At 72.4% G+C, this 25,942-nt stretch carries 27 protein-coding genes; 17 read left to right on the top strand and 10 right to left on the bottom strand.

Going from position 1 to position 25,942, the window contains the following annotated elements; translation table 11 throughout:
- Positions 1 to 34: 34 nt before the first annotated feature.
- On the bottom strand, positions 35 to 1,192 hold the full coding sequence (locus tag ACWEN6_RS30755; RefSeq protein ID WP_452575103.1) for a carotenoid oxygenase family protein: 1,158 nt from the start codon (positions 1,190 to 1,192) through the stop codon (positions 35 to 37).
- Between the two features lie 74 nt (positions 1,193 to 1,266).
- On the opposite strand from ACWEN6_RS30755, the gene ACWEN6_RS30750 reads away from it, so the two are divergent.
- Positions 1,267 to 1,971, top strand: a complete 705-nt coding sequence (locus tag ACWEN6_RS30750) for a TetR/AcrR family transcriptional regulator (protein WP_452575101.1) — start codon at positions 1,267 to 1,269, stop codon at positions 1,969 to 1,971.
- On the opposite strand, the gene ACWEN6_RS30745 is transcribed toward ACWEN6_RS30750, so the two are convergent.
- A complete protein-coding gene (locus ACWEN6_RS30745) occupies positions 1,929 to 3,374 on the bottom strand; it encodes a sensor histidine kinase (protein WP_452575099.1) in 1,446 nt (481 codons plus the stop codon). The two genes, ACWEN6_RS30750 and ACWEN6_RS30745, sit on opposite strands and share 43 nt — an antisense overlap.
- 274 nt (positions 3,375 to 3,648) lie before the next feature.
- Here ACWEN6_RS30745 and ACWEN6_RS30740 point away from each other — a divergent pair, with 274 nt between their 5' ends.
- Positions 3,649 to 4,251, top strand: coding sequence for an NADPH-dependent FMN reductase (locus ACWEN6_RS30740; protein WP_452575097.1), 603 nt, complete (start codon positions 3,649 to 3,651; stop codon positions 4,249 to 4,251).
- Positions 4,252 to 4,379: 128 nt separating this feature from the next.
- Positions 4,380 to 4,865: a CBS domain-containing protein gene (locus tag ACWEN6_RS30735; protein ID WP_354852658.1), complete on the top strand. Its 486-nt coding sequence runs from the start codon at positions 4,380 to 4,382 to the stop codon at positions 4,863 to 4,865.
- A gap of 22 nt (positions 4,866 to 4,887) precedes the next feature.
- On the opposite strand, the gene ACWEN6_RS30730 is transcribed toward ACWEN6_RS30735, so the two are convergent.
- Positions 4,888 to 5,559, bottom strand: a complete 672-nt coding sequence (locus tag ACWEN6_RS30730; protein ID WP_452575095.1) for a pyridoxamine 5'-phosphate oxidase family protein — start codon at positions 5,557 to 5,559, stop codon at positions 4,888 to 4,890.
- A gap of 233 nt (positions 5,560 to 5,792) precedes the next feature.
- Between ACWEN6_RS30730 and ACWEN6_RS30725 the strand changes: the two genes are divergently transcribed.
- The 3 genes from ACWEN6_RS30725 (at position 5,793) to ACWEN6_RS30715 (ending at position 9,162) form a co-directional block, all read left to right on the top strand.
- Positions 5,793 to 6,227 carry a pyridoxamine 5'-phosphate oxidase family protein gene (locus tag ACWEN6_RS30725; RefSeq protein WP_452575093.1) on the top strand — a complete coding sequence of 145 codons (435 nt, stop codon included), beginning with the start codon at positions 5,793 to 5,795 and terminating at the stop codon, positions 6,225 to 6,227.
- A 255-nt stretch (positions 6,228 to 6,482) separates the two neighbouring features.
- Positions 6,483 to 7,361 (top strand): universal stress protein, encoded by an 879-nt coding sequence (locus ACWEN6_RS30720; RefSeq protein WP_452575091.1) that lies wholly within the window; start codon positions 6,483 to 6,485, stop codon positions 7,359 to 7,361.
- A 91-nt stretch (positions 7,362 to 7,452) separates the two neighbouring features.
- A complete protein-coding gene (locus ACWEN6_RS30715) occupies positions 7,453 to 9,162 on the top strand; it encodes a GAF domain-containing protein (protein ID WP_452575089.1) in 1,710 nt (569 codons plus the stop codon).
- Here ACWEN6_RS30715 and ACWEN6_RS30710 read toward each other — a convergent pair.
- The 4 genes from ACWEN6_RS30710 to ACWEN6_RS30695 all read right to left on the bottom strand — a co-directional run bounded on the left by ACWEN6_RS30710 (position 9,159) and on the right by ACWEN6_RS30695 (position 12,600).
- A complete protein-coding gene (locus ACWEN6_RS30710; protein ID WP_354852650.1) occupies positions 9,159 to 9,566 on the bottom strand; it encodes a pyridoxamine 5'-phosphate oxidase family protein in 408 nt (135 codons plus the stop codon). The two genes, ACWEN6_RS30715 and ACWEN6_RS30710, sit on opposite strands and share 4 nt — an antisense overlap.
- A 93-nt stretch (positions 9,567 to 9,659) precedes the next feature.
- A complete protein-coding gene (locus ACWEN6_RS30705; RefSeq protein ID WP_452575202.1) occupies positions 9,660 to 10,172 on the bottom strand; it encodes a TetR/AcrR family transcriptional regulator in 513 nt (170 codons plus the stop codon).
- Between the two features lie 221 nt (positions 10,173 to 10,393).
- Positions 10,394 to 11,002 carry a hypothetical protein gene (locus tag ACWEN6_RS30700; RefSeq protein ID WP_452575087.1) on the bottom strand — a complete coding sequence of 203 codons (609 nt, stop codon included), beginning with the start codon at positions 11,000 to 11,002 and terminating at the stop codon, positions 10,394 to 10,396.
- Between the two features lie 200 nt (positions 11,003 to 11,202).
- Positions 11,203 to 12,600, bottom strand: coding sequence for a ricin-type beta-trefoil lectin domain protein (locus tag ACWEN6_RS30695; protein WP_452575085.1), 1,398 nt, complete (start codon positions 12,598 to 12,600; stop codon positions 11,203 to 11,205).
- A 268-nt stretch (positions 12,601 to 12,868) separates the two neighbouring features.
- Here ACWEN6_RS30695 and ACWEN6_RS30690 point away from each other — a divergent pair, with 268 nt between their 5' ends.
- Entirely contained in the window at positions 12,869 to 13,468 is a 600-nt protein-coding gene (locus tag ACWEN6_RS30690; protein ID WP_452575083.1) for a hypothetical protein, read from the top strand.
- Positions 13,469 to 13,589: 121 nt separating this feature from the next.
- Here the strand turns inward: ACWEN6_RS30690 and ACWEN6_RS30685 are convergent, their stop codons facing one another.
- Positions 13,590 to 15,431: a ricin-type beta-trefoil lectin domain protein gene (locus tag ACWEN6_RS30685; RefSeq protein ID WP_452575081.1), complete on the bottom strand. Its 1,842-nt coding sequence runs from the start codon at positions 15,429 to 15,431 to the stop codon at positions 13,590 to 13,592.
- 213 nt (positions 15,432 to 15,644) lie between these two features.
- Between ACWEN6_RS30685 and ACWEN6_RS30680 the strand changes: the two genes are divergently transcribed.
- From ACWEN6_RS30680 to ACWEN6_RS30650, 7 genes are all read left to right on the top strand, one after another.
- Positions 15,645 to 16,394: a lytic polysaccharide monooxygenase gene (locus tag ACWEN6_RS30680; RefSeq protein WP_452575080.1), complete on the top strand. Its 750-nt coding sequence runs from the start codon at positions 15,645 to 15,647 to the stop codon at positions 16,392 to 16,394.
- Positions 16,395 to 16,641: 247 nt separating this feature from the next.
- Positions 16,642 to 16,968, top strand: a complete 327-nt coding sequence (locus ACWEN6_RS30675; RefSeq protein WP_452575078.1) for a PadR family transcriptional regulator — start codon at positions 16,642 to 16,644, stop codon at positions 16,966 to 16,968.
- Positions 16,965 to 17,321 (top strand): DUF1048 domain-containing protein, encoded by a 357-nt coding sequence (locus ACWEN6_RS30670; protein WP_452575076.1) that lies wholly within the window; start codon positions 16,965 to 16,967, stop codon positions 17,319 to 17,321. Before ACWEN6_RS30675 ends, ACWEN6_RS30670 begins: the two co-directional genes overlap by 4 nt.
- A 1-nt stretch (position 17,322) precedes the next feature.
- Positions 17,323 to 17,649 (top strand): DUF1048 domain-containing protein, encoded by a 327-nt coding sequence (locus tag ACWEN6_RS30665; protein WP_452575074.1) that lies wholly within the window; start codon positions 17,323 to 17,325, stop codon positions 17,647 to 17,649.
- A 402-nt stretch (positions 17,650 to 18,051) separates the two neighbouring features.
- Entirely contained in the window at positions 18,052 to 19,656 is a 1,605-nt protein-coding gene (locus ACWEN6_RS30660) for a serine/threonine-protein kinase (protein ID WP_452575072.1), read from the top strand.
- Between the two features lie 174 nt (positions 19,657 to 19,830).
- Positions 19,831 to 20,529: a DUF998 domain-containing protein gene (locus ACWEN6_RS30655; protein ID WP_452575070.1), complete on the top strand. Its 699-nt coding sequence runs from the start codon at positions 19,831 to 19,833 to the stop codon at positions 20,527 to 20,529.
- A 365-nt stretch (positions 20,530 to 20,894) separates the two neighbouring features.
- The gene (locus tag ACWEN6_RS30650; protein WP_452575068.1) at positions 20,895 to 21,350 is read left to right on the top strand and encodes an STAS domain-containing protein; all 456 of its coding nucleotides are present in this window, start codon (positions 20,895 to 20,897) and stop codon (positions 21,348 to 21,350) included.
- 297 nt (positions 21,351 to 21,647) lie between these two features.
- Here ACWEN6_RS30650 and vanY-N read toward each other — a convergent pair whose 3' ends face one another.
- Positions 21,648 to 22,217, bottom strand: coding sequence for a D,D-peptidase/D,D-carboxypeptidase VanY-N (gene vanY-N, locus ACWEN6_RS30645; RefSeq protein WP_452575066.1), 570 nt, complete (start codon positions 22,215 to 22,217; stop codon positions 21,648 to 21,650).
- Positions 22,218 to 22,408: 191 nt separating this feature from the next.
- On the opposite strand from vanY-N, the gene ACWEN6_RS30640 reads away from it, so the two are divergent.
- Genes ACWEN6_RS30640 through ACWEN6_RS30630 form a run of 3 tightly spaced genes read left to right on the top strand, consistent with a single transcriptional unit; the run spans position 22,409 to position 25,159 of the window.
- Positions 22,409 to 23,083, top strand: coding sequence for a response regulator (locus ACWEN6_RS30640; protein WP_452575064.1), 675 nt, complete (start codon positions 22,409 to 22,411; stop codon positions 23,081 to 23,083).
- Between the two features lie 7 nt (positions 23,084 to 23,090).
- On the top strand, positions 23,091 to 24,665 hold the full coding sequence (locus ACWEN6_RS30635) for an ATP-binding protein (RefSeq protein WP_452575063.1): 1,575 nt from the start codon (positions 23,091 to 23,093) through the stop codon (positions 24,663 to 24,665).
- Complete coding sequence (locus ACWEN6_RS30630) at positions 24,662 to 25,159, top strand: hypothetical protein (protein WP_452575061.1); 498 nt, start codon at positions 24,662 to 24,664, stop codon at positions 25,157 to 25,159. The genes ACWEN6_RS30635 and ACWEN6_RS30630 overlap by 4 nt, the downstream gene beginning before the upstream one ends.
- 279 nt (positions 25,160 to 25,438) lie before the next feature.
- Here the strand turns inward: ACWEN6_RS30630 and ACWEN6_RS30625 are convergent, their stop codons facing one another.
- Positions 25,439 to 25,858, bottom strand: coding sequence for a hypothetical protein (locus tag ACWEN6_RS30625; RefSeq protein ID WP_452575059.1), 420 nt, complete (start codon positions 25,856 to 25,858; stop codon positions 25,439 to 25,441).
- Between the last annotated feature and the right edge of the window lie 84 nt (positions 25,859 to 25,942).

Below are 25,942 nucleotides of genomic sequence, written 5' to 3'. Positions count from 1 at the left end.
GTCTGGGCGCCGGGCGCGCGTCCGGCGTGGCCGGTCAGCGCCCTTCGCCGGCCCAGGCTATGTGGCCGGCGTCGGGCGGGGCGTCCGGCAGGTGGACCACCGCCTGGGGAGGGCCGGTCAGGTTGTGGGCGTCGAGCACCAGCAGCTCGCCGCGGCGGCGGGCCAGGTCGCGGGCGAGCACCATGACCCAGCCGTCCCCTTCCAGGGCGCCGGGACGCGGCACGAAGACCGGCCGCCCGGCGCGCCGGCCCGGGCCGAGCTCGCGCACCTGGGTGGCGCCGGCCGCCAGGTCCAGCCCGATGACCGCCTGCCCGCCCGCCGCGCGGGCGAACACCAGCTGGTGCCGCAGCCCGGCGCGCCGCGGGTCGGCCGACGCCTCCGCCGCCGAGGCGATCAACGTACGCCCTGAGGCCGTGCCGGTGGCGAGGTCCAGCGTCCAGCGGTGCACCGACGCGGGCCCGGCGTCGCGGTCGCGGTCCCACCAGGGGGTGTCGAAGGCGCGCTCGTGACGGACGACGTCCACCACCACTCCCCGCCCTCGGTCGTCGTAGGCGTTCACGGCCTCGAACACGTAGCAAGGGTCGATCGGGAACCAGATCGGCCCGGAGGGGTCCCAGGCGTCCCGCCGCAGCAGGCCGATGCGGGCCGGGCGGCCCGGCCGCCAGCGGTAGGGCGAGCCGGAGCCCATCATCGCGGCGGCGCGGTGGTGGGTGACCGGAAGGTCGAACACCACGACGAACCGCTCGGTGACCGCCACGGCGTGCACGAGCGGCGCGCCGGGGAGCGCGAACGGCCGCACGTCGCGCACGCCGCCCTCCGGCCCGAGGACCAGGTGCTCGGCGATGTCGGACCCGGGGCGCACGGCCACGGTGTGCCACGCGCCGCCGGCGTGGTCGCGGACCGGGGCGGCGACCTGCGCCCCCGGAGCGGGGGCCCCCGCGCCGGGGACGGCGGTACCGGCCCCCCGGACGGGGGAGGGGAGGGTCAGCCGGCGGGCGCCGCCGCCGGACAGTCGCACGCCGTACACCAGCGGCGAGCGGGAGGCGGGGGCGGCGCCGCCCGCCGGGTGGGCGGAGGTGCACACCAGGGCGCCCTCCAGGCCGGAGGGAAGGGCCCCGTCGACGGTCAGCGACGCGTCGTGCGGCCCGCGACCGGACGCCGCGACGGCGGCGCTGTGCTCGGCGACGGTCATATCGGAACCTCCGGGAAGACGGCTGGCATAACAGCGTTATGAAAAAAATAACGCCGTTATGCCATACTGTCAAGATGAGTCCACGCCGAACCGACCCCCAGACGCGCACCGCCCTCGTCGACATCGCCGCCGGCCTGCTCGCCGGCGAGGGCCCCCAGGCGCTGTCGGCCCGCCGCGTCGCCGCGGAGGCGGGCAGCTCGACGATGACCGTCTACACCAACTTCGGCGGCATGAGCGGCCTGGTCCGCGAGATGGTGCTCGAGGGGTTCGCCCGGCTGGAGGCCTACTTCTCGCACGTCAAAGCCACTGACGACCCCGTGGCGGACATGGCGCTGCTCGGCCGCGCCTACCGGCGCAACGCCGTGACCAACCCTCACCTGTACGCCGTCATGTTCGGCGGCGCGCGGCCGGCCGGGTTCTCGCTCACCGACGAGGACCGCCAGCACGGCCGCTACACCCTGGGCACGGTGGTCGGCTGCGCCACCCGGTGCATCGAGGCGGGCCGCTTCCGCGCCGGCGACGCCGAGCTGGCGGCCCATCTGCTGTGGACCGCCGTCCATGGGCTGGTCACGCTGGAGCTGGGCCAGTACCTCATCGACCCCTGCAATGCGGACGTGGTGTTCGAGGCCCAGCTCACCGGCCTGATGGTCGGCGCCGGCGACGACCTCGCGGCGGCCGAGCGCTCCGTCCGCGCCTCGCTCGCCCGCCTGCCCGGCGAGCTCGGCGGCGTGACCCCCTACCCGGCCGGCGGCGACCCCTCCGCGAGCGGGCCGGCCTGATCCTGCGTGCCGGTCACCGGGGCGGGCGTCGGCGGCGGGCGCTCCTCGCCCGGCGAGGGCGCCCGGGGCAGGCACAGGACGAACCGCGCGCCGCGCGCGCTGTCCTCGATGGTCAGCGTGCCCCCGGCCATCTCGGCGATCTGCCGGGCGATGGGAAGCCCGAGACCGGTGCCGCCGGTGTCCCTGCTGCGCGCGGCGTCCAGGCGGGTGAAGCGCTGGAAGACCACTTCGCGCTTGTCGGGCGCGATGCCGCCCCCGTCGTCCAGTACCTCCAGCACCGCGGTGCCGAAGGCGTGGCCGGGGCCGCCGGGCCTGGGGCCCCGGTGCACCTTCACCGTGACCGTGGTCTCGGCGTGCCGCGCGGCGTTGTCCACCAGGTTGGTCACCAGCCGGGCGAGCCGCACCCGGTCGGCCACCACCTCCGCTCCCTCGCCCAGCACCAGCTCCAGCCGCTTGGACATGTGCCGGCTCCCCATCTCGCTCATCACCAGCTCCGCCAGGTCGACCCGGTCGCTGGCGCCGGGGGTGCCGGCGTCCAGGCGGGCCAGCGTCAGCAGGTCGCTCACGATCGCCTGGAGCCGGTCGAGCCCGCTGAGGACGGCCCGGCTGGTCGCCTGCCAGTCGTGGTCATCGGTGTCCATCAGGGCGTCCTCGACCTCGGCGCGTATGGCGGCGATCGGCGTGCGCAGGTCGTGGGAGGCGTCGGAGGCCAGGCGGCGCTGCTGCTCCATCGCCGACTGCAACCGCCCCAGCGTGAGGTTGACGCTCTCGGCCAGGTCGCGCAGCTCGTCCTCACTGTCCGGGGTCGGCACCCGCCGTCCCGGGCAGTCGGCGTTGATCTCGTCCAGCTCCGTCCGGATGGCCTCCACCGAGGACAGCGACGCCGACACCGCGCGGTGGGTGCCGTAGGCGATCCCCGCGGTCAGCAGCAGCGCGCCGCCGATCACGGAGGCGGCCACCAGCGGGTGGGTCAGCGGAGGGACCACCGGGGCGGCGGTGTAGATCGTCCAGACCCGCCCCGCGAGGAACACCTGCTGCCCGACCACGATGGAGCACTGATCGCGTGCGAAGGCCGGGCCGTCGCACACCGTCGTGGTGACCCCGCTCCGGCCCTCCCGCAGGTGCAGGTCCGCCATCGGCGGCTTGTCCTCCATCTCCTTGGACGCCGCCACGACCTTGCCCATCGGGTCGATCACCTGGATGTCGTAGATGAGGCCGTGCGGGATCGGGTCCAGGATGTTGCCGCGGTCCACCTCGGTGCCCACCCGCCCCGCAGTGCCCATGATCTCCTTGGTCAGGTAGGCCGTGGTGGTCATGTGCACGGCTACCAGGATCACGGCGGCCAGCAGGGCGCACAGCACCGCCGCCACCACGCCGGCGTACAGCGTCAGACGGCGTTTCACCGGCCATTGGTGCCCCGGACCCATGCCAAATCCCCCTATAGGCAGTCGACCACATGCCGTAGGAAATCTTGTCGCGGGGGTCGTGGTGCGGCCGCCGCCTTTCCGGGCCCGCCGGAGATCCGAAGAGGACTCAAAGCCCCCCGCCGATGTTCGTCCCGCGATTCCTGGGGCAGCGGCATCCGGTGGACAGCGGGGGGCGGTCCAGGGGCGGTGGCCATGCCTGCGGCCCGCCCTCCCTTGGAGCGTCGCGGGGACGCGGCAGAGATGGGAGAGCATGAGAATCGTCGGCATCGCGGGAAGCGTCCTGTCCAACGCCTACGTCAGCAGGTTGCTGGAGGCGGCGGGCCGGGAGCTCCCCGCTCGGGCGGAGCTCGCGGTGTGGGACGGCCTGGAGCGGGTGCCGCCGGTCGAGGAAGGCCCGCTGCCGTCCCCGCTCTCGCGCCTGTGCGACCAGCTCGCCCGGGCGGACGGCTTACTGATCACCGCCCCCGCGCACAGCGTCCTGCCCCCACAGCTGACGCACGCGCTCGACTGGATCGCCTCCCAGCACGGCGGCACGGTGCTGCTGGGCAAGCCGGCCCTGGTGGTGACCTCCTGCCTGCGCCACCACGAGGCGATGTGGACCCAGACCCGGTTGCAGCGGGCCCTCGCCGCCGCGGGCGCGCACGTCCAGGGCGCCGACCTCGCCATCTCCCCCGCCTTCGGGCACTTCGACGCCGAAGGCCGCATCACCGACGCGGCCGTCCGCGCCCGGCTCCGCTCGGCCCTGGACCACCTGCGCCCGCCCTCGGCCGCGAGTTCCGCCGCGCTGATCCCCGCTCCGCGGACCCTGCGGACCGCTCAGCCCGGCGGCGCGCGAGCCGTCGTGCGGGGGTGAGGACGGCTGGGAGCCGGAGGTCCCGGCAGGGCGGGACGTTCGGCCCCTGCGCCCGCCCGGCGCCGCGTTGTTCGATGAGGTGACGGGCGAGCCGTCACGGCCCCGCCGCACTCGCCCAAGGAGGCGCCATGGACATCGCGAGCATGACCGCGGCGGACGTGATGAGCCGGGTCGTCGTCACGGTGAGGCCCGATGAGTCGCCCCTGATGGCCTGGGAGCTGATGAGGCGCGGAGGCGTCCACCACCTGCCCGTGGTGGACGCCCGCTCCCACGTGCTCGGCGTCCTCAGGCGCGAGGACATCGCCTCCCACTGGTCGGGCGGTCCGGCCGAGCAGTCCAGCGAGCAGGTGCGGCAGCTTCTGGGCGGCAGGCGCTGCCCCCACGTGGCCCCCGGGACGGGGCTCGCGAGCGTCGCCGCGACGATGGTGGACTCCTGCGTCGACGTCGTGCCCGTCGTGGGCGCCGCCGGCACCCTGGAGGGGCTGGTCACCTCCACCGACGTGCTGCAGGCGGTCGCCGGGCGGCCGGCGCGCGCGGCCGGGCCGACCGAGGTGGTCGCGGGCCTGTTCCGCCTGGAGCCGGTGCTGCCGCCCAGGCGTCCTCCCGGCGGATGAGCGCGGCCCCGGTCAGATGCGGTCAGATGCCCTCGATGCGGCGGCCGGAGACCTCCTGCGCGATGATGCGGATGCACTGGTCGCGCTCGCCGCCGGCCCATGGCCGCACGTCGAGGACGGCGGCCTGCGGTGGCGTCGCATCGGGGGCCAGGTGCTGCGCGGGGCCCTGCACCAGCACGCTCCAGCCGCGGCGCTCGGCCTCGTCGATGCGGTCCACCTCGAAGCCGGCCCTGACGGCGACGCCCGCGACGCCGCCGCGCAGGTCCCGGTCCATCGGCCCGCCCGCCCGCGTGCGAAAGACGATCGCCCCGCCATGGAAGACGTAGTTGACCGGGAAGACGGCCGGGCCGGTGGGCCCCGCGTACGCGACACGCCCGACGCCGCCCGGTGCGATCAGGCGCAGGCACTCGTCGCGGCCGAGCGGGCGAAGGACGGGCCGCCCGCCGGGCCCGCCCTGACCGGGCGGCCGGTCGGCGTTCCCGCCCAGCAGTTCCAGGGCCGTGGTCTCCAGAGCCGCGGCCAGCCGAAGCAGCACGCCCTCGTCGAGGGGGGAGGGATAGGTCTCCAGATACTGCACGTAGCCGGGCACCACCCCGGCGCGTTCGGCGACCTGGCGGCGCGTCAGGCCGAGCCTTCGCCGGTGGTAGACGAGGCGGCGTCCAAGGTCGCCGGGTGAGGCCGTTCCGTAGGACATCGGCACCCCCTTGTGCGCGCGCGAGCGCGCCTGCCATCTCCGACGCTACTCCTGGCGTCCGAGGCGGTGGCAGGGGAACCGGGGGAGCGGCCGTCCCGGGAGGGTCGGTCCGGGAGGAAGCAGGGACCGAAGGGACGTGGGTCCCGCGTGGAAGGGTACTTCGTCCCTGTGGCCACCCGCCGCGGCGGCGCGACCATGGAGCAATGACACCGGCCCCGAAGTTGGAGACTCAGATGAACGACCGCGTCGCCCCTCCGTCGCTGGAAGAGCTCGATCTCGCGGAATGCCTGCGGCTCATCGCGCCGGGAGGCATCGGCCGGGTGGGTTTCACGACCGCCACCGGTCCGGTGATCCTGCCGGTGACCTACACCATGTACGAGAAGTCGGTGCTGTTCCGCACGGCCTTGGGCGGCCCGCTCGACGAGGACCTGAGCACCGGGGTGGCGGGCGTCGAGCTGAAGGTCGCCTTCGAGGTCGACGACTTCGACGCCGACGACCGCGTGGGCTGGAGTGTGCTGATCCAGGGCGCGGCCCATCGGGTGTCCGCCGAGGACGAGCTCGCCGCCGTGCGGGCCTCCGGCGTGGAGCCGTGGGCGGGTGGTGAGCGGCGGCTGTACGTCCGCGTCAACCCGGTCCAGATCACCGGCCGCCGCATCACCAGGTCCTAGAACCCCGGACGCCGTCCGCCCGCGCGGGGGAGGTCCGCTTGCGCATGCCCGGGCTGGCCTGCCTGATGCTGACCTCCTACGCCGACGAGGAGGCGCTGTTCACCGCCGTGATGGCGAGCGCCGCCTGACGCGATGAACGGCGTGGTTCGCCCCACCCCGAACCGCCTTGGGGCGCATGTGCGGAAGGGACCTTGGGCTCTGTTCTCCCCGGCGCGCCGGCCGATGGAATGGAACGGTGCAAAGGGCGGGGGCGTCATGATCGTGGTGGGAGTCGACGGGTCCCCGGCCGGTCTCGAAGCCGCGCGCTGGGCCGCCGGAGAGGCGGCGCTGCGCGGCGCCGGGCTGCTGGTGGCGCACGCGATGCCGGCGTGGGCCGCCGAGGCCGGGACCGGGCCCTACGCCGAGGTGGCGCGATGGATGCGCGACGGCGCCGACGCGATCTTGCGCGAGGCGCTGGATCAGGCACGCCGGGTCGCCCCCGGCGCGGAGATGAGCCACGCGCGTCTGCCCGGCGACCCCCGTGCGGCTCTCATCGAGGCCGCGCGCGCCGCCGAGCTGCTCGTGGTCGGCAACCACGGCCTCGGCGGACTGCGCGGACTGCTGCTCGGGTCGGTCGCGCTCGGCGTCGCCGGGCGCGCGCCGTGCCCGGTGGCCGTCGTGCGGCCCGTGCCGCAGGGCGCGCGGCCGCAGATCGTCACCGGCGTCGACGGCCCCGGCTCCGGCGAGCAGGCGCTGCGGTTCGCGTTCGCCGAGGCGGCCCTGCGCCGGATCGAACTCGTCGTCGTGCATTTCGGTAACGGCCCCGGCGGAGGCGGTCAGGGGCCGCCGCCCGCCGTCCGCCACCTATGGAGGGAGCTGCACCCCGAGGTGAAGGTGAGCGAGCCGGTCGTGAGCGGGGAGGCGGTGGACGTGCTGGCCGAGGCGTCCGCGGGGGCCGAGATGCTGGTCGTCGGCTCGCGCGGGCGCGGCGTCCTCACCGGGCTGGTGCTCGGCTCGGTGAGCCACGCCCTCCTGCACCAGGCGCTCTGCCCCGTCGTCGTCCTGCCCCCGCCCATGGAGCCGGCCCCGCCCTCCGAACCCGCCGCCGGTGACCGGGCGCCGGGCCGCCGGCGGGGCGCCGGACCCGAGCCCTGAGCCGGAGGTCATCGGCGGCCGGAGGACGCGCCGCGATCCCTGCATCGCCCTGTGTCCGACACCGGACGCGGTCGGTGCGACACTTCCTCGTATGACGGACAACGAGTCGCGTTCAGTCATCCCCAACATGCGGCTGGACGACCTGCTGTCGGAGCTGCGGGTCCGGCTGGAGGCCGTGCTGGCCACCCGCGACCGCGTGCACGCCCTGCTGGACGCGGTGGTGTCGGTGGGCAGCGACCTCGCGCTGGAGACGGTGCTGCACCGCATCGTCGAGACGGCCACCACCCTGGTGGACGCGACCTACGGCGCCATGGGCGTCATCGGCGAGGAGAACACGCTCGTGCAGTTCGTCCCGGTCGGGCTGAGCGAGGAGGAGATCACCCGCATCGAGCACTGGCCGCACGGGCTGGGCCTGCTCGGCCTGCTGATCAAGGAGCCCCAGACGCTGCGGCTCACCCACATCTCCCAGCACCCGGAGTCCTACGGCTTCCCGCCTGGACACCCGCCCATGGGCAGCTTCCTCGGCGTGCCGATCAGGGTGCGCGAGGAGGTCTTCGGCAACCTCTACCTCACCGAGAAGCGCGGGGGAGGGGAGTTCGACGAGGACGACGAGGCCATCGTGGTCGCCCTGGCCACCGCCGCCGGCGTCGCCATCGAGAACGCCCGCCTGTACGAGGACACCCGGCGTCGCGAGACCTGGCTGCAGGCATCCTCGGAGATCACCACCCGCCTGCTGTCGGGAGCCGACCCGGGGGAGGTGCTGAGTCTCATGGCGCGCCGGGCCCGCGAGATGGCCGACGCCGACGTCTCGGCGATCCTGCTGCCCGACGACGGCGACGAGGGCGGCAAGACGCTGCGCGTGGTCATCCGGGACGGCGAGCCGGGCGCCCGCCGGCCGGGCGACGAGGTGCCGGTCGGGGTGTCCCTGGAGGGCAGGGCGTTCGTGCGGGGCGAGCCGCTGATGCTGAACAACGCGGGGGAGAGCGAGATCCTCGACGGCCTGGATGACCACCCCATGCCCGGACCGGTGGTCGCGGTGCCGCTGGGCGCGGCCGGCGCGGTGCGCGGGGTGCTGTCGCTGGGCAAACGGCACGGGCGCATCCCGTTCAGCCACTCGGAGCTGCGCACCCTGTCGGCCTTCGCCGGGCAGGCCGCCGTCGCTTTGGAGCTGGCCGAGACCCGTAAGGACGCCGAGCGGCTCGGCCTGCTGGAGGATCGCGACCGCATCGCCAAGGACCTGCACGACGTCGTCATCCAGCGCCTGTTCGCCGTCGCCATGACGCTCATGAGCGCGGTGCGCCTGGTGGAGCGGCCGGAGGCGTCCTCCCGGCTGCAGAGCGCCATCGACGAGCTGGACAACACCATCCGGCAGATCCGCTCCACGATCTTCGCCCTGCAGACGCCGCGTGGGGCCGCGGGGCCGAGCCTGCGCGCGCAGATCGTCGAGGTGGTGGAGAACGCGCGCGGCCACCTGGGGTTCATGCCCGCGCTGAGCATGGAGGGCCAGCTCGACAACCAGGTGCCGCCCCGGCTCGCCGAGCAGGTGCTCGCGGTGCTCAGCGAGTCGCTGTCCAACGTCGTGCGCCACGCCAAGGCCACCCGCGCCGAGGTCGTGGCGCGTACGCAGGACGACCGGCTCACCCTGATCGTGGAGGACAACGGCGTCGGCCTGTCCGGGGGAGGACGGCGCAGCGGGCTGCGCAACCTGGAGGAGCGGGCGGCCGGCCTCGGCGGCACGTTCGAGCTGGACGCGCCAGCGGGCGGGGGCACCCGCCTGACCTGGAGCGTGCCGCTCGGCTAGCGCCGGATGCGCCGCCCGGAGACCTGCTCGGTGGACACGACGATGAAGTGCTCGCGGCCGCCCGGCGCCCATGGGGTCAGCGGCAGCTCCGACAGCCGGGCGATCTCCTCGGGGTCGCTCACGGCGCGCGCGTGCCCCACAGCGGTCACCGACCAGCCGGTGCGGGCCCGCGGGTCTATCTCGTCGGCCTCGAACGCCACGATCGCGTTGCCCGCGGCGGCGGCGAGCTTGGAGCCCGTCCCGGTGCGGATCACGATGCTCGTGCCGTCGAGGTGGAAGTTCACAGGCTGGACGGCCGGGAGGGCGCGGTCGGTGTAGACGATCCGTCCTATCGGGGTCGAGGCGAGCAGTTCCAGGCACTCTTCCCGGGAGAGCACCTGCAGGCCGGCAGCATCGATCTTCACGCGTCACAGCCTGCCCGAGCGAGGGGGGATCCGGTTAGGGGCTAAGGTCCCCTCTTCATCCCTGACGGGCGGTTCCGCTTTGTGGAGCGGCCGTCACGGCAGGCGCAGGCCGGCGATGAGGAGGCCGGTCAGCCGGCGCGCGTCGTAGCGGGGATCGATGTCCGCGCCGATGCACAGGTTGCCGACGCCGCGCATGAGCTCGTAGGCGTCCACGTCGGCGCGGATCTCGCCGGCGGCGGCCGCGGCGTGGAGCAGGCCGGCGCACACCGGCACGAGCCGGTCGAGAAAGTAGGCGTGCAGCGCGTCGAACCCGGCGTCGCCGGAGCGCAGCACCGCTGCGAGCCCGTGCTTGGTGACCAGGAAATCGACGAACCGGTCGATCCACGCCCCGAGTGCGGCGTGCGGGGTCGGGCCGGCGGCCAGCAGGGCCGGACCGGCCTCGGCGCAGGCCTCGACCTGGTGCCGGTAGACGGCGATGATCAGATCGGCCCGCGTCGGGAAGTGGCGGTAGATCGTGGCCACGCCGACCCCCGCCCTGGCCGCGATGTCGCGCACCGGCGCCTCGACCCCCGAGGCCACGAAGGCCGCCGCGGCGGCGTCGAGCAGCGCCGCCTCGTTGCGCCGGGCGTCGGCCCGCTTGCGCGGGGCCGTGCGCGCCGCGTTCCCGTGGTCCGTGTCGTTCTGGCGGTCGTCGTCGCCGTCGCCCTCGTTCACCGTGCCGTTCCCTCCGCTGCCGCGCTCACCGTTGACTTACTTTGTAAAGGAGGTCGCTCGGACGCACTACGAAGAAACCACCATCAAAACCGCGGCGACGAGCGGACCCATGATCAGGCCTGATGCCAGTCGTGGCGTTCGAGGAAGGTGTGGTCGCCGGTGGCGTAGTCGGTGAAGGACTCCTGCAGGGTCTTCAGGGCGGTGACGTGGGTGCGCAGGAGCAGGTCGCGGGGGCTGTCCTTGAACTCCAGCTCGTATCCGCCGGGTTCGGGGGAGACCTGGAGGAAGTGCCGGCCGAACACGACCAGGGCGGCGAACGGGTTCTGCGCCGAGAGGGTGGCAAGGACGTCCGACACCAGCCCCAGATCGGGGTCGGTGATGACCAGGCCGTCGCCGGTGTGCAGTTGCATCTCGCGGAAGGAGCCGGTGGGCGCGAGGTTGTGCACCAGGTGGCGCTGGGGGTCGTAGCAGACCAGCTCGCACGCGCGGGCCAGGGCGAACGCGGTTCGCGCGACCTCGTCGGACCTGTCCAGGCCGACGGTGACGACGGCGTGCGCGGGGGAGGCGGCCTCGGCCTCGGGCAGGCCCCCGGCGAAGGCCGCGACTCCTGGGTGGGGCCGGACGGCCGTGGTGTCGCCGCGGCCGAGGGCCGCGTGGACCTCCCTCGCGCGTTCCCTGGTGATCGGCTCGGGTTCGTGCCAGGCGGTCAGGACGAAGTTCATGCTCTCCATGGTCCTCTACCTGGCGTGGTGCGCGGACGCTCCGTCCCGCCGCCCCGCGCCAGGGCCGTGGTCGCGATGAGCCCGTCGCTACGGCCCGCGGGGACGGGAAAGGCCCGGCGGGGACGCTTTGTGGCGTGCCGCCGGGCCGGGCGGCCGCCGCCATCGGTGTGCGTGACGGCGGCCGCGGTCGGACGGGCCGGTCAGAAACCGGCGGTGATGCGGGTGAAGTCCCAGTTGTTCTGGGAGACGCCGCTGCAGGTCTCCGACACCCCGCCGCCCGGGCAGGGACGGTCGCGGTTCACCGACCAGAAGGCCAGGCGGGTGAGGCCCTTGGACTTGGCCCAGTCGCGGATCTGCGTCCAGGTCCCGGTCGAGGTCACCTCCTGCTGGTCGGACAGGCCGTTCATGCCGGAGATGCCCATGTGCGCGTAGGCCTGGGCGTCGGTCCAGCCCCAGGCGCTCTTGAGGGCGGTCTTCAGGCCTTCGGAGGCGTTGACGGTGCTCTGGTACATGTTGGCGCCGCCGCCGAAGTCGAACGGCATGATGGTGTAGTTGTCGATGGGGACGTTCAGCGCCCGCGACTGGTTGATCAGGCGGACGCCGTCGCCGCTGGGGCCGCTGGTGCCGGTGCCGAAGGTGAGGACCACCTTGACGTTCGGGTTGTTCTGCTTGACGATCTTGAGTCCGCCGAGGATGCGGTCCTGGACGGTGTAGTTGGAGAACTCGTCGGTGTTCTCGATGTCGAAGTCGACCACGGCCGGGCCGACGGCGTTGATGACCTGCTGGACGGCTCCGGCGAAGGCGCTGGAGGAGGAGCAGTTGGGGCCGAGCTTGTTGCCCGACCAGCCGCCGAAGGACACCTGGACGCTGCCGCCCGCGCCCTTGACGGCCGAGATCGTCTGCGCGTCGGCGCCGCCGGTGAGCGGGCGCGAGCCGTCCCACATCGGCGTGCAGCCGCCGCCGGAGAGGATGAAGGCCATGGTGAAGGACTTCACCCCGGTCGCGCTCATGACCGAGGTGGCGCTCGGCGGGCTGCCCCAGCCCATGTAGAGGTAGGGCGCGCCGGCCATCTTGCCGGGGGTGGGCGGCGGGGTGGTGCCGCCTCCGGGGAGGGTCCACTGCTGGTTGGCGCCGGCGAAGCAGTCCCAGATCTGCAGGGGCGTGCCGTCGGCCGAGCTCGGGCCGGTGGCGTCCAGGCACTTGCCGAGGGCGCGCAGTGTGCCGTCGCTCTGGGCGGTCCAGACCTGGGCGGCGCTGCCGTTGCAGTCGTAGAGCTGGACCTTGGTGCCGTTGGCGCTGCTGGCGGCGGCCACGTCCAGGCACTTGCCGAGGGCGCGGATGGTGCCGTCGGAGCCGGTGGTCCACTGCTGCGCGGTGGTGCCGTTGCAGGTGTACAGCTGCACCTGCGTGCCGTTGGCGCTGGAGGCCGCGGCGACGTCGACGCACTTGCCGCCGTAGCCGGTGATCTGGCCGGTGGCCGCCGAGGCGGGGATCAGGCCGGTGGCGAGCAGGGGCAGCGCCGCGGCGGCGGCCACCGTGAGCACCCGGGAACGGAGTCGGGAGCGGGAGCGGAAACGGCCGGAGTGTTCCGGATTCATGGGGGGTGTCGCTTCCTTCGTGCGTGGGGGGAGGTGCCGTGTTCTGTGCTGTTCCTGTGATCGTGCGGGGATGGAGGCGAGGGGGACCTCGCCCGGGGCCGGTCCTTCCCTTGCGCTTCGGGTGGGCAGCCCCGAAACTCTTAGGAAGGTTTCTTGTTTAATGAGAGGATTCAACGCCCTGCGGCCACTTGGAGTCAAGAGGCTCGTTGCCGCCGAGGTCAGGGACTATGGGAGACCGGAATACGAGCGCTCCGGAGGAGGACCAGAGATGACCGCCGCACGAAGATTCGCCGACGCCGGATCCCTGACCCCGGTGATGCGGGAGGTCTTCGGTTCCGACCGCCGCATCGCCGGCGTCGACCGGTTGCTCAACGGCAGCAAAAAGGGCGTCTACCGGGCCACGCTGGACGACGCCACGAGCACGATCGTCTATGTCTGGAACGCCGACGAGGACTACTGGGACGGGCTGCTCCCCGATGGCCACGACGACCCGTCGAACCCGTTCGCCCACGCCTCCGGTATCTCCTTCTTCGAGGGGGCCACCCGTCGGCTGGAAGCGGTCGGAGCTCGTTCGCCGCGGGTGTTGCTCGCCGACCGCGGCAGGAATCTGTACCCGGGCGACATCGCCGTCGCGGAGGACGTCCGCGGCGGAACTCTGCGGGGGCGCGCCGCCGGACACGGCCCGCACTACGAGGCGCTCCGCGACCCCGGCCTCGACCCGCGGCGCATGAGGTACTACCAGTACGTCATGCACCTGGACCTGGTCGGCGGCCCGCTTCGCATCGCCGAGGGCGACTCCCCGGACCGGCAGTGGATGCTCGACGTGGCGGACTTCCATCTGCGAAAAGCGCTCGACTACGAGACATGAGTCGGCGTCCGCGACGTGCGCCGCCCCGGAGCGATCCGGCCGGCGACGGGTGGCGAACACCTCCCGGTTCACCTCGGCGCGGATCGCCGTTGCATGTCTCGCTCGCATTCCGGCCTCACTCCTACGGAGACCACTTCTGGTTGGCGGCGCCCGTGCAGTCCCAGATCTGCAGGGGCGTGCCGTCGGCCGAGCTCGGGCCGGTGGCGTCCAGGCACTTGCCGAGCACCCGCAGTGTGCCGTCGGAGGCCGCCGTCCACTGCTGGGCGCCGGTGCCGTTGCAGTCGTAGAGCTGCACCCTGGTGCCGTTGGCGCTGCTCGCCCCGGCCACGTCCAGGCACTTGCCCAGCGCCTGCAGGCTGCCCTCGACGCCGGTGGCCCACCGCTGGGCGGCGCTGCCGTTGCAGGTGTACAGCTGCACCTGCGTGCCGTTGGCGCCGGAGGCCCCGGCGACGTCGACGCACTTGCCGCCGTAGCCGGAGATGGGCCGGCCGCCGGCGAAGGCGGTGCCCGGCCAGGTGAAGGTGGCCGAGGTGCGGGTGGGCAGGGTGTAGGTGAACGACTGCCCGGCCCAGTTGACCTTCACCGACTGGGCGCTGCCGGTGGTGTTGTAGGCGATCAGCGCCTTGGAGCCGTCGGGGTTGCGCCAGGCGACGTTCTTCACCGCCGAGCCGGCCGTCGAGGCGATGCGGTAGGCGCCGGGCCTGACGAACTTGGTCAGGTGACCCATGGTGTAGTACTCGATGGTGTAGTCGACCTGGCCGTGGCGCGCGTCGCCGTTGTGCACGGTGACCAGCCCGGTGCAGACGTCGCAGCCGCCGTTGTGCGGGTTGTGGGCCTGGTCCATGGCCAGCCCCCACTTGATCCAGCTGCGGTCCCAGTTGCGGGTGTAGTCGATCAGGTTGTTCATGTCCTCGCGGTGCTGGTCGCCGATCCAGGTGCCGCCTGAGTGCTCGGTCATGTACGCGTTGACGTTCGGGTACCGGTCGTGCACCGTGCTCTGCGTGCCGACGTCCCCGCCGTAGCCGTGCCAGGCGATGCCGCCGAACAGCGGGTCGTCGCGGATCGCGGTGTCGGCCAGCAGAGGGGCGCCCCAGGTGTTCCAGCCGTCCCAGTTCCAGTCGTGCACGAGGGTCTTGGTGGTGATCCCCGCGGTGCGGAAGGCCGGCCACAGCGCGCTCTTGATGAAGTACTGCAGCCCGGAGGTGTTCCAGTTCATCGAGGGGTATCCGGCGCAGCAGGTGGGCTCGTTCTGCGGCGTGACGTAGTCGATGCGCACGCCTTGGGCCTGGTATGCCTGGATGTACCGGGCGAAGTACTCGCCGTACAAGCCGTAGTACTGCGCCTCCAGCCAGCCCTGGCTCCAGGCGTCGTTGTCCTTCATCCAGGCGGGCGCGCTCCACGGCGAGGCCATGACCTTCAGCGCGGGGTTGAGCGCCTTGGCCTGCTTGGTCAGCGGCACGATGTCGGTCAGGTCGTGGGCGATGGAGAAGCCCGACAGGTCGCAGCAGGTGTCGTCGTAGGAGTAGCTGGAGCGGGCGAGGTCGGAGGAGCCCATCGGGTTGCGCAGGAAGCCCAGGCCGATGCCCTGGACGGGGTCGAACAGCCTGCGCATCACCGTGTCGCGGGCGCCGGCGCTGAGCACGCCGCTGCTGTTCAGCAGCCAGGCGGCCGAGTCGGTGACCGAGGCGCCGCCGCCTTCGAACTGCTGGTAGGTGGTGTTCTCGTCGACGGTGATGGTCTGGGCGGCGCCGGGACTGGTGGCGGTGAAGCCGATGGGCGCCTGCTGTTGCAGGCCGCGGGTGACCGTGCGGCCGGCGGCGTCGGAGGTGGTGGTGAGCCAGACGTTGACGGTCTCGCCGGCGGCCTGGGCGGGGGCGGCGCCGGCGACGTTGAGCGCGGTGCCGGCCAGCAGGAGCACGGCGGGCAGCGCGAGACGCGCTCTGCGGAATGGAAGCAGGGGCATGGGCCGGTCTCTCTCGACGGGGGAGCGAGGGGAGTTTCGCCCGTACGGCCCTGCCCGGCGGCGCACGGCGTGGTGTGCCAGTGGTAACACGGGGCTCAGGGGGTGCGCAACGCGTGCGGGCCTTGACATCCGCCCTCACCGTCACCGTCCTGGGCCTTTACTCTTAAGAAAGTTTCTTTTATGTTTGCCGCACCCCCAGCGAAGGAGTCCGGCATGCGAAGAACGATCTTGGTGGTGGTCACGGCGTTGATGACGGCCGGGATCACGGTGTTCGCCGCCTCGCCCGCCCTGGCCCACGGGTACGTGAACTCGCCGCCGAGCCGGCAGGCCATGTGCGCCCAGGGACGAGTCACCGGCTGCGGCGACATCATCTACGAGCCGCAGAGCGTGGAAGGCCCGAAGGGGCAGCGCAACTGTCACGGCGGGGTCGCGCGCTTCGCCCAGCTCAGCGACGACGGCAAGTCGTGGCCGGCGACCTCCGTCGGCTCCACGGTCACCTTCAACTGGGTGCTCACCGCCCGTCACGCCACCAGCACCTGGGAGTACTACATCGGCAACACCCGGGTGGCGGTGTTCGACGACGGGGGCCGGCAGCCGGGGGCGACCGTCTCGCACACCGTGAGCCTGTCCGGCTTCAGTGGCAGGCAGAAGGTCCTGGCCATCTGGAACATCGCCGACACGGTGAACGCGTTCTACTCCTGCGTCGACCTGCAGATCGGCGGCGGCGGCGGCAATCCGCAGCCGACCCCGACGCCCACTCCCACGCCGACCCGCACGCCGACGCCCACTCCCACCCCGACTCCGACGACTCCCGCGCCGGGCGGCACGTGGGCGGCCGGCACCGCGTACGCGGTGGGCGCCCAGGTGACCTACGACGGCCTGCGGTATCGCTGCCTCCAGGCGCACACGGCACTGGTGGGCTGGGAACCGCCGAAGGTCCCGGCCCTGTGGCAGAGGGTCTGACCCCACCTCCACCTGACCCCTTGCGGGCGTCGCGTCCGATGGCGGGCGCGGCGCCCGCAGGCGTGCGCCCGGGGGGCACCGCCGGGTGGAGCGCCGTCGGGTGGCGTGCGCGCGCCGGAGTGCCAGGCCCGGCCGACGGCCGCCTGCGAGCACGCCTCGGAGATCCGGCCTTGCCGGTTCACTACTCTGTGGTACGGTGTAGCGGTACTTGGTACTACCGAGTACCGGATACCGAAGAGGACTCACGGTGGACGACCTGACCGAGATGCTGAAGGGCACGCTTGAAGGCTGCGTGCTCGAGATCATCGACAGCGAGGAGACCTACGGGTACGCCATCACGCGCCGGTTGAACGAACTCGGCTTCGCCGACGTCATCGAGGGGACCGTCTACACCATCCTGTTGCGCCTGGAGAAGAACGGGCTCGTCGAGGTGACGAAACGGCCGTCCGAGCTGGGACCGCCGCGCAAGTTCTTCGCACTCAACGACGCGGGGCGCGCAGAGCTCGCGACCTTCTGGGCGAAGTGGGAGTACATCACATCGCGGATCGACAAGCTCAGAGAGGGCGGGAGATGAACCTCTGGGAGACCATGACGGGCAGCGATCTGACCAGGGAATGGAAGGCCTTCGAAGCCCGGGCCGAGGCGTTGCCGGCCGACCACCGGGCGGCGTGGGAACAGATCAAGGGTCATCTTTTCCCCTATGGGGACTTCACCGGCCGAAACCTGATGCCGATTCTCGACGGTGCACTGGGGCTGCTCGAAGAGACGGCGGCCGATGGGCAGAGCATCCACGAGGTGCTGGGTGAGGACATCAAGGGCTTCTGCGCGGCCCTGGCGGGTGGGCAGGGGGCTCGGAGCTATCGCGACCGGTGGCGCGAGCAGTTGAACAGGAACGTCGCCAGGAAACTGGGCCGGCTGGGAGGCTGACGTGGGCATCCACGACATCATCGAGGGCAAGAAGCGGTGGCGGGCGTACATGGCGCGGGTCAAGGCGCTCCCACCGGACTACCAGATCGTCTACAAGGAGATCCAGAGGTACCTGTTCAAGGTCGGGCCGATCGGCTTGACCGACGGGTCGCTGCTCTCAGGGATCCTCGATTTCTTCGAGGAGGGCGTCGCGGCCGGCAGGGGAGTCCTGGAGCTCATCGGCGACGATGTCGCCGCCTTCTGCGACGAGCTGATCAAGGACTCGCGCACCTACGCGGATATCTATCAGGAGTCCACCGGCGGGAAACCCGGCACTGCAGGGAAGTGACATCCGTCGGCCGGGGTGCTGATGGAGTTCTCCGATCGGTGGCCGGACCATCGGCCCCCGTGCCGTTCTCGGAACTGGGCCACGACTTCCCGGCGGCGGTTGATCTACAATGTAAAGGCGTTGGATATTTACAACCACCTATGAATTCCCCAGAACAACCAACCCACAACGACGAACCGACCCTTCCGACTCCTGGGTGGCGGGGCCGGCGCATTCGCTCGACAGGTGCGTCCCGTCGGCGTGTTGTGCGGTGGAAAATCACCTGGGCCAGCGGGAACGATCAATATTCGTGACCTGCGGGGAGAGGGCGGGCGTCGCGGTGTTCACGGTGATCAATAGTGTTGCGAGGCTGTTGTGATGTTGTGGTGAGTGTGCGCGCCCTATTGGGGTAGCGATGGGCTCATGGCCGATACTTGTAGCTCCGGACGTGTGGTCGCGGGACGTTACCGGCTCCTGGAACCCCTTGGGCAGGGGGGCATGGGAGTCGTGTGGCGCGCCGTGGACGAGCTGCTGCTCCGCGAGGTGGCGGTCAAAGAGCTGCTCGGCTCGGCGGAGCTGACCCAGCCGGAGCGGGAGATCTTCACGACGCGGACCTTTCGCGAGGCGCGGGCGGCCGGGCGGCTGAGCCATCCGGGCGTCGCGGCCGTCTATGACGTCTTCGAGGACGACGGCCATCCGTGGATCGTGATGCAGTTGGTGCCCTCGCGGACGCTCGGGGCGATCGTCCGTGAGGACGGCGCGCTGCCGCCGCGGCGGGTCGCCGAGATCGGCCTGCAGGTGCTGGCGGCGCTGACAGCCGCGCACAAGGCGGGGGTGCTGCATCGGGACGTCAAGCCGGACAACGTGCTGGTGACGGCGGACGGCAACGCGGTGCTGACCGACTTCGGCATCGCGACGCTGGAGGAGGACTCGCCGGTGACCAGGACCGGGACGCTGGTGGGGACGCCGGCGTTCATCGCCCCGGAGCGCGCGCTCGGGGGGCGGGCCGAGCGGGCGTCGGACCTGTGGTCGCTCGGTGTGACGTTGTACTTCGCGGTCGAGGGCAGATCGCCGTTCCAGCGGGGGCACATGCTGGCGACGCTGGCCGCGGTGCTCTACCAGGAGGCGGCGCCGTTCCAGAGCGCGGGGGAGCTGGCTCCGGTGATCGAAGGGCTGCTGGTGAAGGACCCGGCGGTCCGGATGCGGGCGCCTGAGGTGGCCCGCCTGCTGGGCGAGGTCGCGTCCGGTCGTGCGACGGAGCCGGTGGGGGTGCCGACCGCCGTGTCGGCCCCGATGCCGATCCCGGAGGCGGGCGCGGGTCCGGTGCGGGTCTCGACGTCGGGGACGGGTGTGGTGTCCGGTCCTGGGGGTCTGTCGCGGCCCATGGCGATGGCCGGCCGGGCCTTGTCGCCGGAGGTGGTCTCCCTGCCGGCGCCGCGCCGCCTGTTCGCCGCGGCGGGTGCCACGTTGTTGCTGGGCGGGCTGGTCGTCGGAGGGCTGGCCTATCTGCGTCCTGCGGTCGATCAGGGGATGGCGGCGCCGGAGGCGGTGCGGGTGACGGTGGCGCCGTCCCAGCCTGTCGCGGAGGAGCGTGGCATCGGCGGCGAGCGGGTTGCGGATCGGACGGGGAAGGGTGCCGGTCGTGCGCCGGGGGGTCGTGGGAGTGCGGGCTCGCGGGGCGGGGCGGCGCGCCCGGAGGCGGTGTCCCTCTTGGGCGGGGGACGGCCGGAGAGGGTGCGGTCGGTCAAGAAGGGGCCGGACGGTCCGTCCGGCGCCGGGCGGACGAAGAAGCACGGTGAGGCGAAGGGGCACGGTGAGGCGAAGGGGCACGGTGAGGCGAAGGGGGCCGGTAAGGGGAAGGGGGCCGGTAAGGGGAAGGGTGAGGGGGGAAAGGGCGGCGGCGCGAAAGGCAAGGGCTCCGCGCGCAACCCCGATAGGCCTGGTATTCCGGGTATTTCCGCCATTTCTGGCAAACCGGCCAAGGCTGGAGAGAAGGCCAGAGGCGGGGCAAAAGGGAAGTTCCACTAGCGCCTGAACGCGCGCCCCGGCGGTTCCACCGCCCTTTTCCCGTTGAAGGTCGATCGAGCATCTGGCGCTTCGATCGCGTTGGCCGTACGTTGCAATTCCGGGTCAGGCCGACGATTGGAGCGACGGATGGCTCTAGGTGAGTCCGGTGCGAGTGCGCGGCGTTCCGGTGGGGCGGTGCGGCGGGAGCTGGTGGCGTTCGGAGTGGTCGGGCCGCCGCTGTTCGTGGCGGTGTGGTTGCTGGAGGGGTCGGTGCTCCGTCCTGCGGGATACAGCGCGCTGCGGCATCCGGTGAGTTCGCTGGCCATCGGCGAACTGGGGTGGATCCAGGTGGCGAACTTCCTGATGGTGGGTCTGTCGTTGCTGGTGTTCGCGTTCGCCCTGCGGCCGGCGATGCGGCTTTACGGGGGCGGCCTATGGGTGCCGTTGCTGGTCGCGCTGGCCGGGTTAGGTCTGGTGGGTTCGGCGCTGTTCACCACCGATCCGTGGAGTGGATATCCGCCGGGGACGCCGGCGGTGCCGCAGGGGGCGGCGGCAACGATCCACGGGACGTTGCACGGTGTGTTCGGGACTCCGGTGTTCCTGGGGTTGCCGGTGGCGGCTCTGGTGGCCTGTTACCGGTTCGCCAGGTCGGGGCATCGGTGGTTCGCCGTCTACAGTGCCGCGTCGGCGGTGGTGTTTTTGGTGGGGTTCGTGCTGGCGTCCAAGGCGTTCGCGCAGGATCCCGGGCTGGTGGCGGTGGGCGGGCTCTTGCAGCGCCTGACGCTGGTGGTCGGGATGGCGTGGTTGACCGCGCTGGCGGTGCGGGTGCTGCGTGATTCGCGGAGTGGCGAGGTGCGTGACCCGGACGGTGGGGCGGTGCGGGCCGCTGGGTGAGGCCGTGGTGCGGCGACGGGGCGCCGCGTGATCCCAGGGGTGCCGCGCGGTGCGGGGCCCCTGGGTAGGGGGGTATGGCGCGGTCCGGGTGCCGGGTGGTCTGCGGGGTGGCGCGGCCGGGGCGGTGGTGCGGTGCGGGTGGGCGTCCGGGGCGGTGGTGCGGTGGTCTGGGGGCCCAGGGCGCTTGAAGGGTGGGGCAGGTGGGGCTGTCAAGTTGGTGGGCTTTGCACTTTTGACGGCGGTCTGGTGTTGATGAGGGATTCTCGACCATTCCGGGGTGTTGGTGGGTCGGCGACGTTACCGGCCGGTTGACCTGGGACGGGTAGCGTTCGTACCTACATCCCGAATCGGATGAAAGGGCACAGATGGCCGCACAATTCGAGGTGTCCATCGCCTACCGGCCACCCGTCGTCCTCCTGGCGCTGGCGGGGGAACTCGACCTGGCCACGGCGGACATCCTGGTCGCGAGCGCCAAGGATCTGATCGGCCGCGGACACGCGCACCTGGCGCTGGACGTCACTGACCTGCGCTTCTGTGACTCGACGGGACTGGAGGCCATGATCGCGGCGAGCGAGCGGACGGCAGGCGCGGGTGGTTCGCTGCGACTGGTGGGCGTCCGGGGCATTCTGCAACGCGTTTTGGAGGTCACCCGGCTGGAGCATCCCTTCCGGCCCGACCTTGACGGCCGCCCGGGGGACTGGTCGGCGACCGCGCCGTCTCCCGTTTCGTCCGCGCGCCCTGTGGCGCCGCCGCGCGTGTACGCCAGGGCGCTGGTCGGCCACGCCCGTGAGACGACTCCGCGGGCCCCCTCGGCGGTGTGAGCCCCGGCGACCGCGCCGCGCCCTCCCGGCCGGACGGTCCGGAGCATCCATGATCGGCTGCGCCGGGGCGCCCCTCCCGGATCGGCCGCCATCGCATGTCCGGCGGGGTTCGCCCCGCGATCACCACCAGCGCTCTCATGGGCGTCTGCGGTAGAAACCGCTCAAGCGCAGCCATCCCTCCGAGTCCTGGATGCGTTGGAAGTCGTCGATGAGCAGCACCGCGTCCGCGTGGCGTAGCACCGGCTCGGCCGCGGCCTCGAACGCCGCCGGCGTCGGGTTCAGGGTGCGCCACCGGGGCTATATCCGCTCGTCGTCGTCGACGGGGCCGGCGCCGGGGTGGGGGCGTCGTCGGGGCGGAATGCCGCCGCGTTCGGGGCGGTGCTCGAAGTGCCACCACTCGTTGTCGTAGATGCGGTACAGGTCGTAGCGGGCGCCGTGCCGCTCCAGCCAGCGCGCGCCTTCGTGGGGGCGCACGTCCAGCGCGATGCCTTTGACGTGGGGGGATTGCGCCGGTGGGAGCACGAGTGTCCGTGGCGAGGGGTGGGAGCCGCAGCGGCGCACCTGTTCGTCGAACATCCGTTGCTGGACGAGGGGGTCGCGGTATCCGGAGGTGAGGCCGATGATCTGGCCGTGACGCCAGAGCGCCTCGGTGCGCGCCGCGGTGAACGCCGCCATGGCGCCGTCGGTGAGGCCGGTGAGATCCTCGGCGGGGAACCGCATTCTCAGCGCCCAGCGGCAGGCCAGTTCGCGGGCGCGGCCGGGCCGGCGGGCGAACGCCGCGGGCAGCAGCAGAGCGGCGAGCACCAGCGTGACCACGGCGAACAGCCGGTCCCGGGGCCGAGGGGGGATCGTGTGTGGTTGGTTCATGGACGACTACGATTGGCGCCGAATGTGCCCGCGTTGTGCGCCGAATGTCATGGTTCGTCGACGGCGGCCGCCGTCAGCGCGACCGTGACACGACCATGACACGGCGCGGACGAGGCGGGGACACGGCCGGTCGACAGTGGATGGAGTTGACCGGCGGGCGAGTTACGGAGCGTGCGGTGAAACTCGGCGGGGTGTCGCGAGTGCTGTTGATCGAGGATGACCCGGCCGTGCGGGAGGGCCTTGAACTGGCCCTGACCCGGCACGGGCACCGGGTGCGGGCGGTGGAGTCCGGCGAGCAGGGGCTGGACCGGCTGCGCACCGACCCTCCCGACGCCGTCGTGCTCGATCTGATGCTGCCCGGCATGGACGGGTTCGAGGTCTGCCGCCGCATCCGGGCCGCAGGGGAGGTGCCGATCATCATGCTGACCGCACGCGGCGACGATATGGACGTGGTGGCGGGGCTGGAGGCGGGCGCGGACGACTATGTGGTCAAGCCGGTGCAGCCCAGGGTGCTGGAGGCGCGCATCCGCGCGGTGCTGCGGCGGATGGGCCGCGACCAGGCGGAGCTGGAGCGGCACGGGGAGCTGACCATCGACCGGGCCGGGCTGGTGGTCACCAGCCGCGGCGTGCCGGTCAGCCTCGCCCCGACCGAACTGCGCCTGCTGCTGGAGCTGTCGGGCACGCCGGGCCGGGTGCACAGCCGCCAGCAGTTGCTGGAGTCGGTGTGGGAGCACGGGTATTTCGGCGACTCGCGTCTGGTGGACGCGTGCGTGCAGCGGTTGCGCGCGAAGATCGAGGATGACTCGGCGGCGCCGGTCTACGTGCAGACGGTGCGTGGGTTCGGGTACCGGTTCGGGCCGGTGTGAGCCGCCGGTGGCGCCTCGACCGACTCTGGGGCTGCGTGCCCGGCTGCTGTTCGCCTTCGCGCTGCTGTGTGTGGTGACCGCGGCGGCGGTGGCCGGCGGGATCTACGTCCAGGCCCGCAACGACATTCTCCAGCGGACCCAGGATGCCGCGGTGCAGGTCATGACGAGCCGCCTGCAGGCGCTGTTCCCGTTGCGGAACCCGGCGCCCGGCCCGGCGGAGCTCGGCGAGATCGCCCGCGCGGTGACCGACCAGTACAGTTCCGCGGTCGCCGTCTACCACCAGGTGCGCTCGCCGGTCGTGCCGCTGCCGGGGCGGCTGGGGCCGGTGGGAGACGCGCCGCTGTCGGACCCCGGGGTGAGGGCGCCGCGGCCCGGCCCGCCGCCGGAGGGCAGGCCGGAGGGCAACGCGCCGATCCTGGATCCGGGGGCGATTCCACCACCACTGCGGCGGGCGGTGGCCGGCGGTGACGTCGCCTGGCAACGCGTGGTCTGGCGGGGCGCGCCCGTGCTGCTCATCGGCACGCCGTTGCTGATCGTCGAGCCGGACCGGCCGGCGCGGCCGTCGGGCATCGAGGTCTACGCCGCGCGCAGCCTGCTCGCCGAACAGCGCAGCATCGACGAGCTCGCCGCGCGGGCTTGGCGCACCGGTGGGGCGACCCTGGCGTTCGCGGTGGTGCTGGCGTTGCTGGCCACCCGCGGCGTGCTGCGCCCGGTGCGTGAGCTCGGCCGGGCGGCGCGCCTGCTGGGCGAGGGGGAGCTGCGGGCCAGGATCGCGGTGCGCGGCTCCGACGAGCTGGCCGAGGTGGCGCGCACGTTCAACGACACCGCCGCGGAGTTGGAACGGCACGTCACGCAGTTGCGCGAGATGGAGGCCGACGCCCGCCGGTTCGTGGCCGATGTGTCGCATGAGTTGCGCACCCCGCTGGCCGCGCTCACCGCGGTCGCCGACGTTCTGGAGGAGGAGGCGGCCGGGCTGCCCGAGCCCGCGGGCAGGGCCGCCCGGCTGGTCGGCCGGGAGACGCTCAACCTCACCGCTCTGGTCAACGACCTCATCGAGATCAGCAGGTTCGACTCCGGTGTGGCGGCCCTGGCGCTGAACCAGGTCGACGTGGCCGAGCTGGTGCGTGCCACCCTGCGGGTACGGGGCTGGTCGGAGTCGGTGCACTCTGAGCTCCCGTCCGGGGTGACGGCGCGGCTGGACCCTCGCCGAGTGGACGTCATCCTGGCCAACCTGGTCGGCAACGCCCTGCGGCACGGCGAGCCGCCGGTGTCTCTGCGGCTGTCCGCCGATGCGCACTGGATCGCCGTGGAGGTCCGTGACCACGGGCCTGGGCTGGACCAGGCGGTGCTGCCGCACGTGTTCGACCGGTTCTACAAGGCCAGCGCGGCCAGGGCCAGGTCTGAGGGCAGCGGTCTGGGCCTTGCCATCGCGCGGGAGAACGCGCGCCTGCACCGGGGCGACCTCACCGTGGTCAACGCCGCCGACGGCGGCGCGGTGTTCACGGTGCGTCTGCCACGCCGGGCGCCCGACCCGGCGCCCGACTCCGACCGGGTGCCCGACTCCCACCGGGGCCCCGAGTGAGGGCCGGGCCCACGCGCCGCGTGCTCGCCGCGGGCCTGGTGTCGCTGGTCGCCGTGGCCGGGTGCGGCGTGCAACCCAGCGACGTCATCCCCGCCGGCGACCCGCCGAGCGGAGCCGTCGAACCGATCACGGCGGTCACCCTCTACCTGGTGAGGAACGGCCGGGTCAGCGCGGTGACGCGGCCCGGCGGCCCGCTGTCCCAGGCCGACACCCTCGCGCTGCTGGCGGCCGGGCCGACCGCGCGGGAACAGGCGCACGGACTGACCAGCGACGTCCCGCCGCAGGCCGGCCCGTTCTCGGTGACCGCCGAACCGGCCGGCCGCCTGGTGGTGACCTTGTCCACTCCGGCCGGCGAACTGTCCCACCTGGCCGTGGAGCAGATCGTGTGCACGGCGGCCGCCACGGTGCCGCAGGGCCCTGTCGAGGTCACCGTCGCCGGTGCCGGGCGGAAAGAGCCGGCCCCGAGCACGTGCGCCCTTCGACGCCGCCGGTGAGCGGGACGCCCTCGCCATAGCCGTGGGCTCGGCGACGTCTCGGTGAAGGGCGAAACAGGGAATGAAGGCCAAGACGTGCCTCTGGCGCTGGTCAGTGGACCACATCTGCCTTGTCGTGGATCCGGTGGACTGGCGGCAGGTGATCGAATCCGGGGTTCTCACCGTGCTGGAGGGGCCGGTTCGGCGCGCGCGGAGACGCGCAGGCGATCTACGTGCGGGACCCCGACGGCGACACCGTCGAGCTGCGCTGGTATCCCGAGGACGCCGGGCGGTGAACGGTCATGCCTGGTCCCTCTCGTGCGGCTCACCCGCCAGGGCTCGTGCGGCCGCGACGTCGTCGTCGTCCCAGCCCCAATGACCCGGGCTGTCTTCTCGCTTGGCCTGCTCATCGATCCACCGGTTATGGGTCTCCCAGGCCGCCTGCTTGCTGGTGCCCAGCGCGGCGCCGATCTGTGCCCACGATGCCCTGGCCCGGCGTGCGGAGCGGACCGACAGTTGGCGGCCGTAGACGGCCTTGCGTGCGATCACCTCGCTCAGCGCGAGCATCTCCAGGGCCTCCTCACCTGTCAGCGGCACCGCGTCGGTCACACCGTCGTCGTCATCCGCGGCCGCGAGGGCATCGCGCGTCCTCAACGCCTCATAGCGGGCGACCGCGGTCAGCAGCGTGAAATGGCGTTCAAGGTCGTCAGGAGTCGACATGCCCACGAGTCTCGCGTCAAGTCACCCTGACGTCAAGTTGCCCTGACGAACTAGGCGTGCATTCCTCTGCCTGAAGCTCATCGG

The organism is Sphaerisporangium sp. NPDC004334 (assembly GCF_053602655.1).
This window is presented reverse-complemented; position numbering and strand designations above follow the sequence as displayed.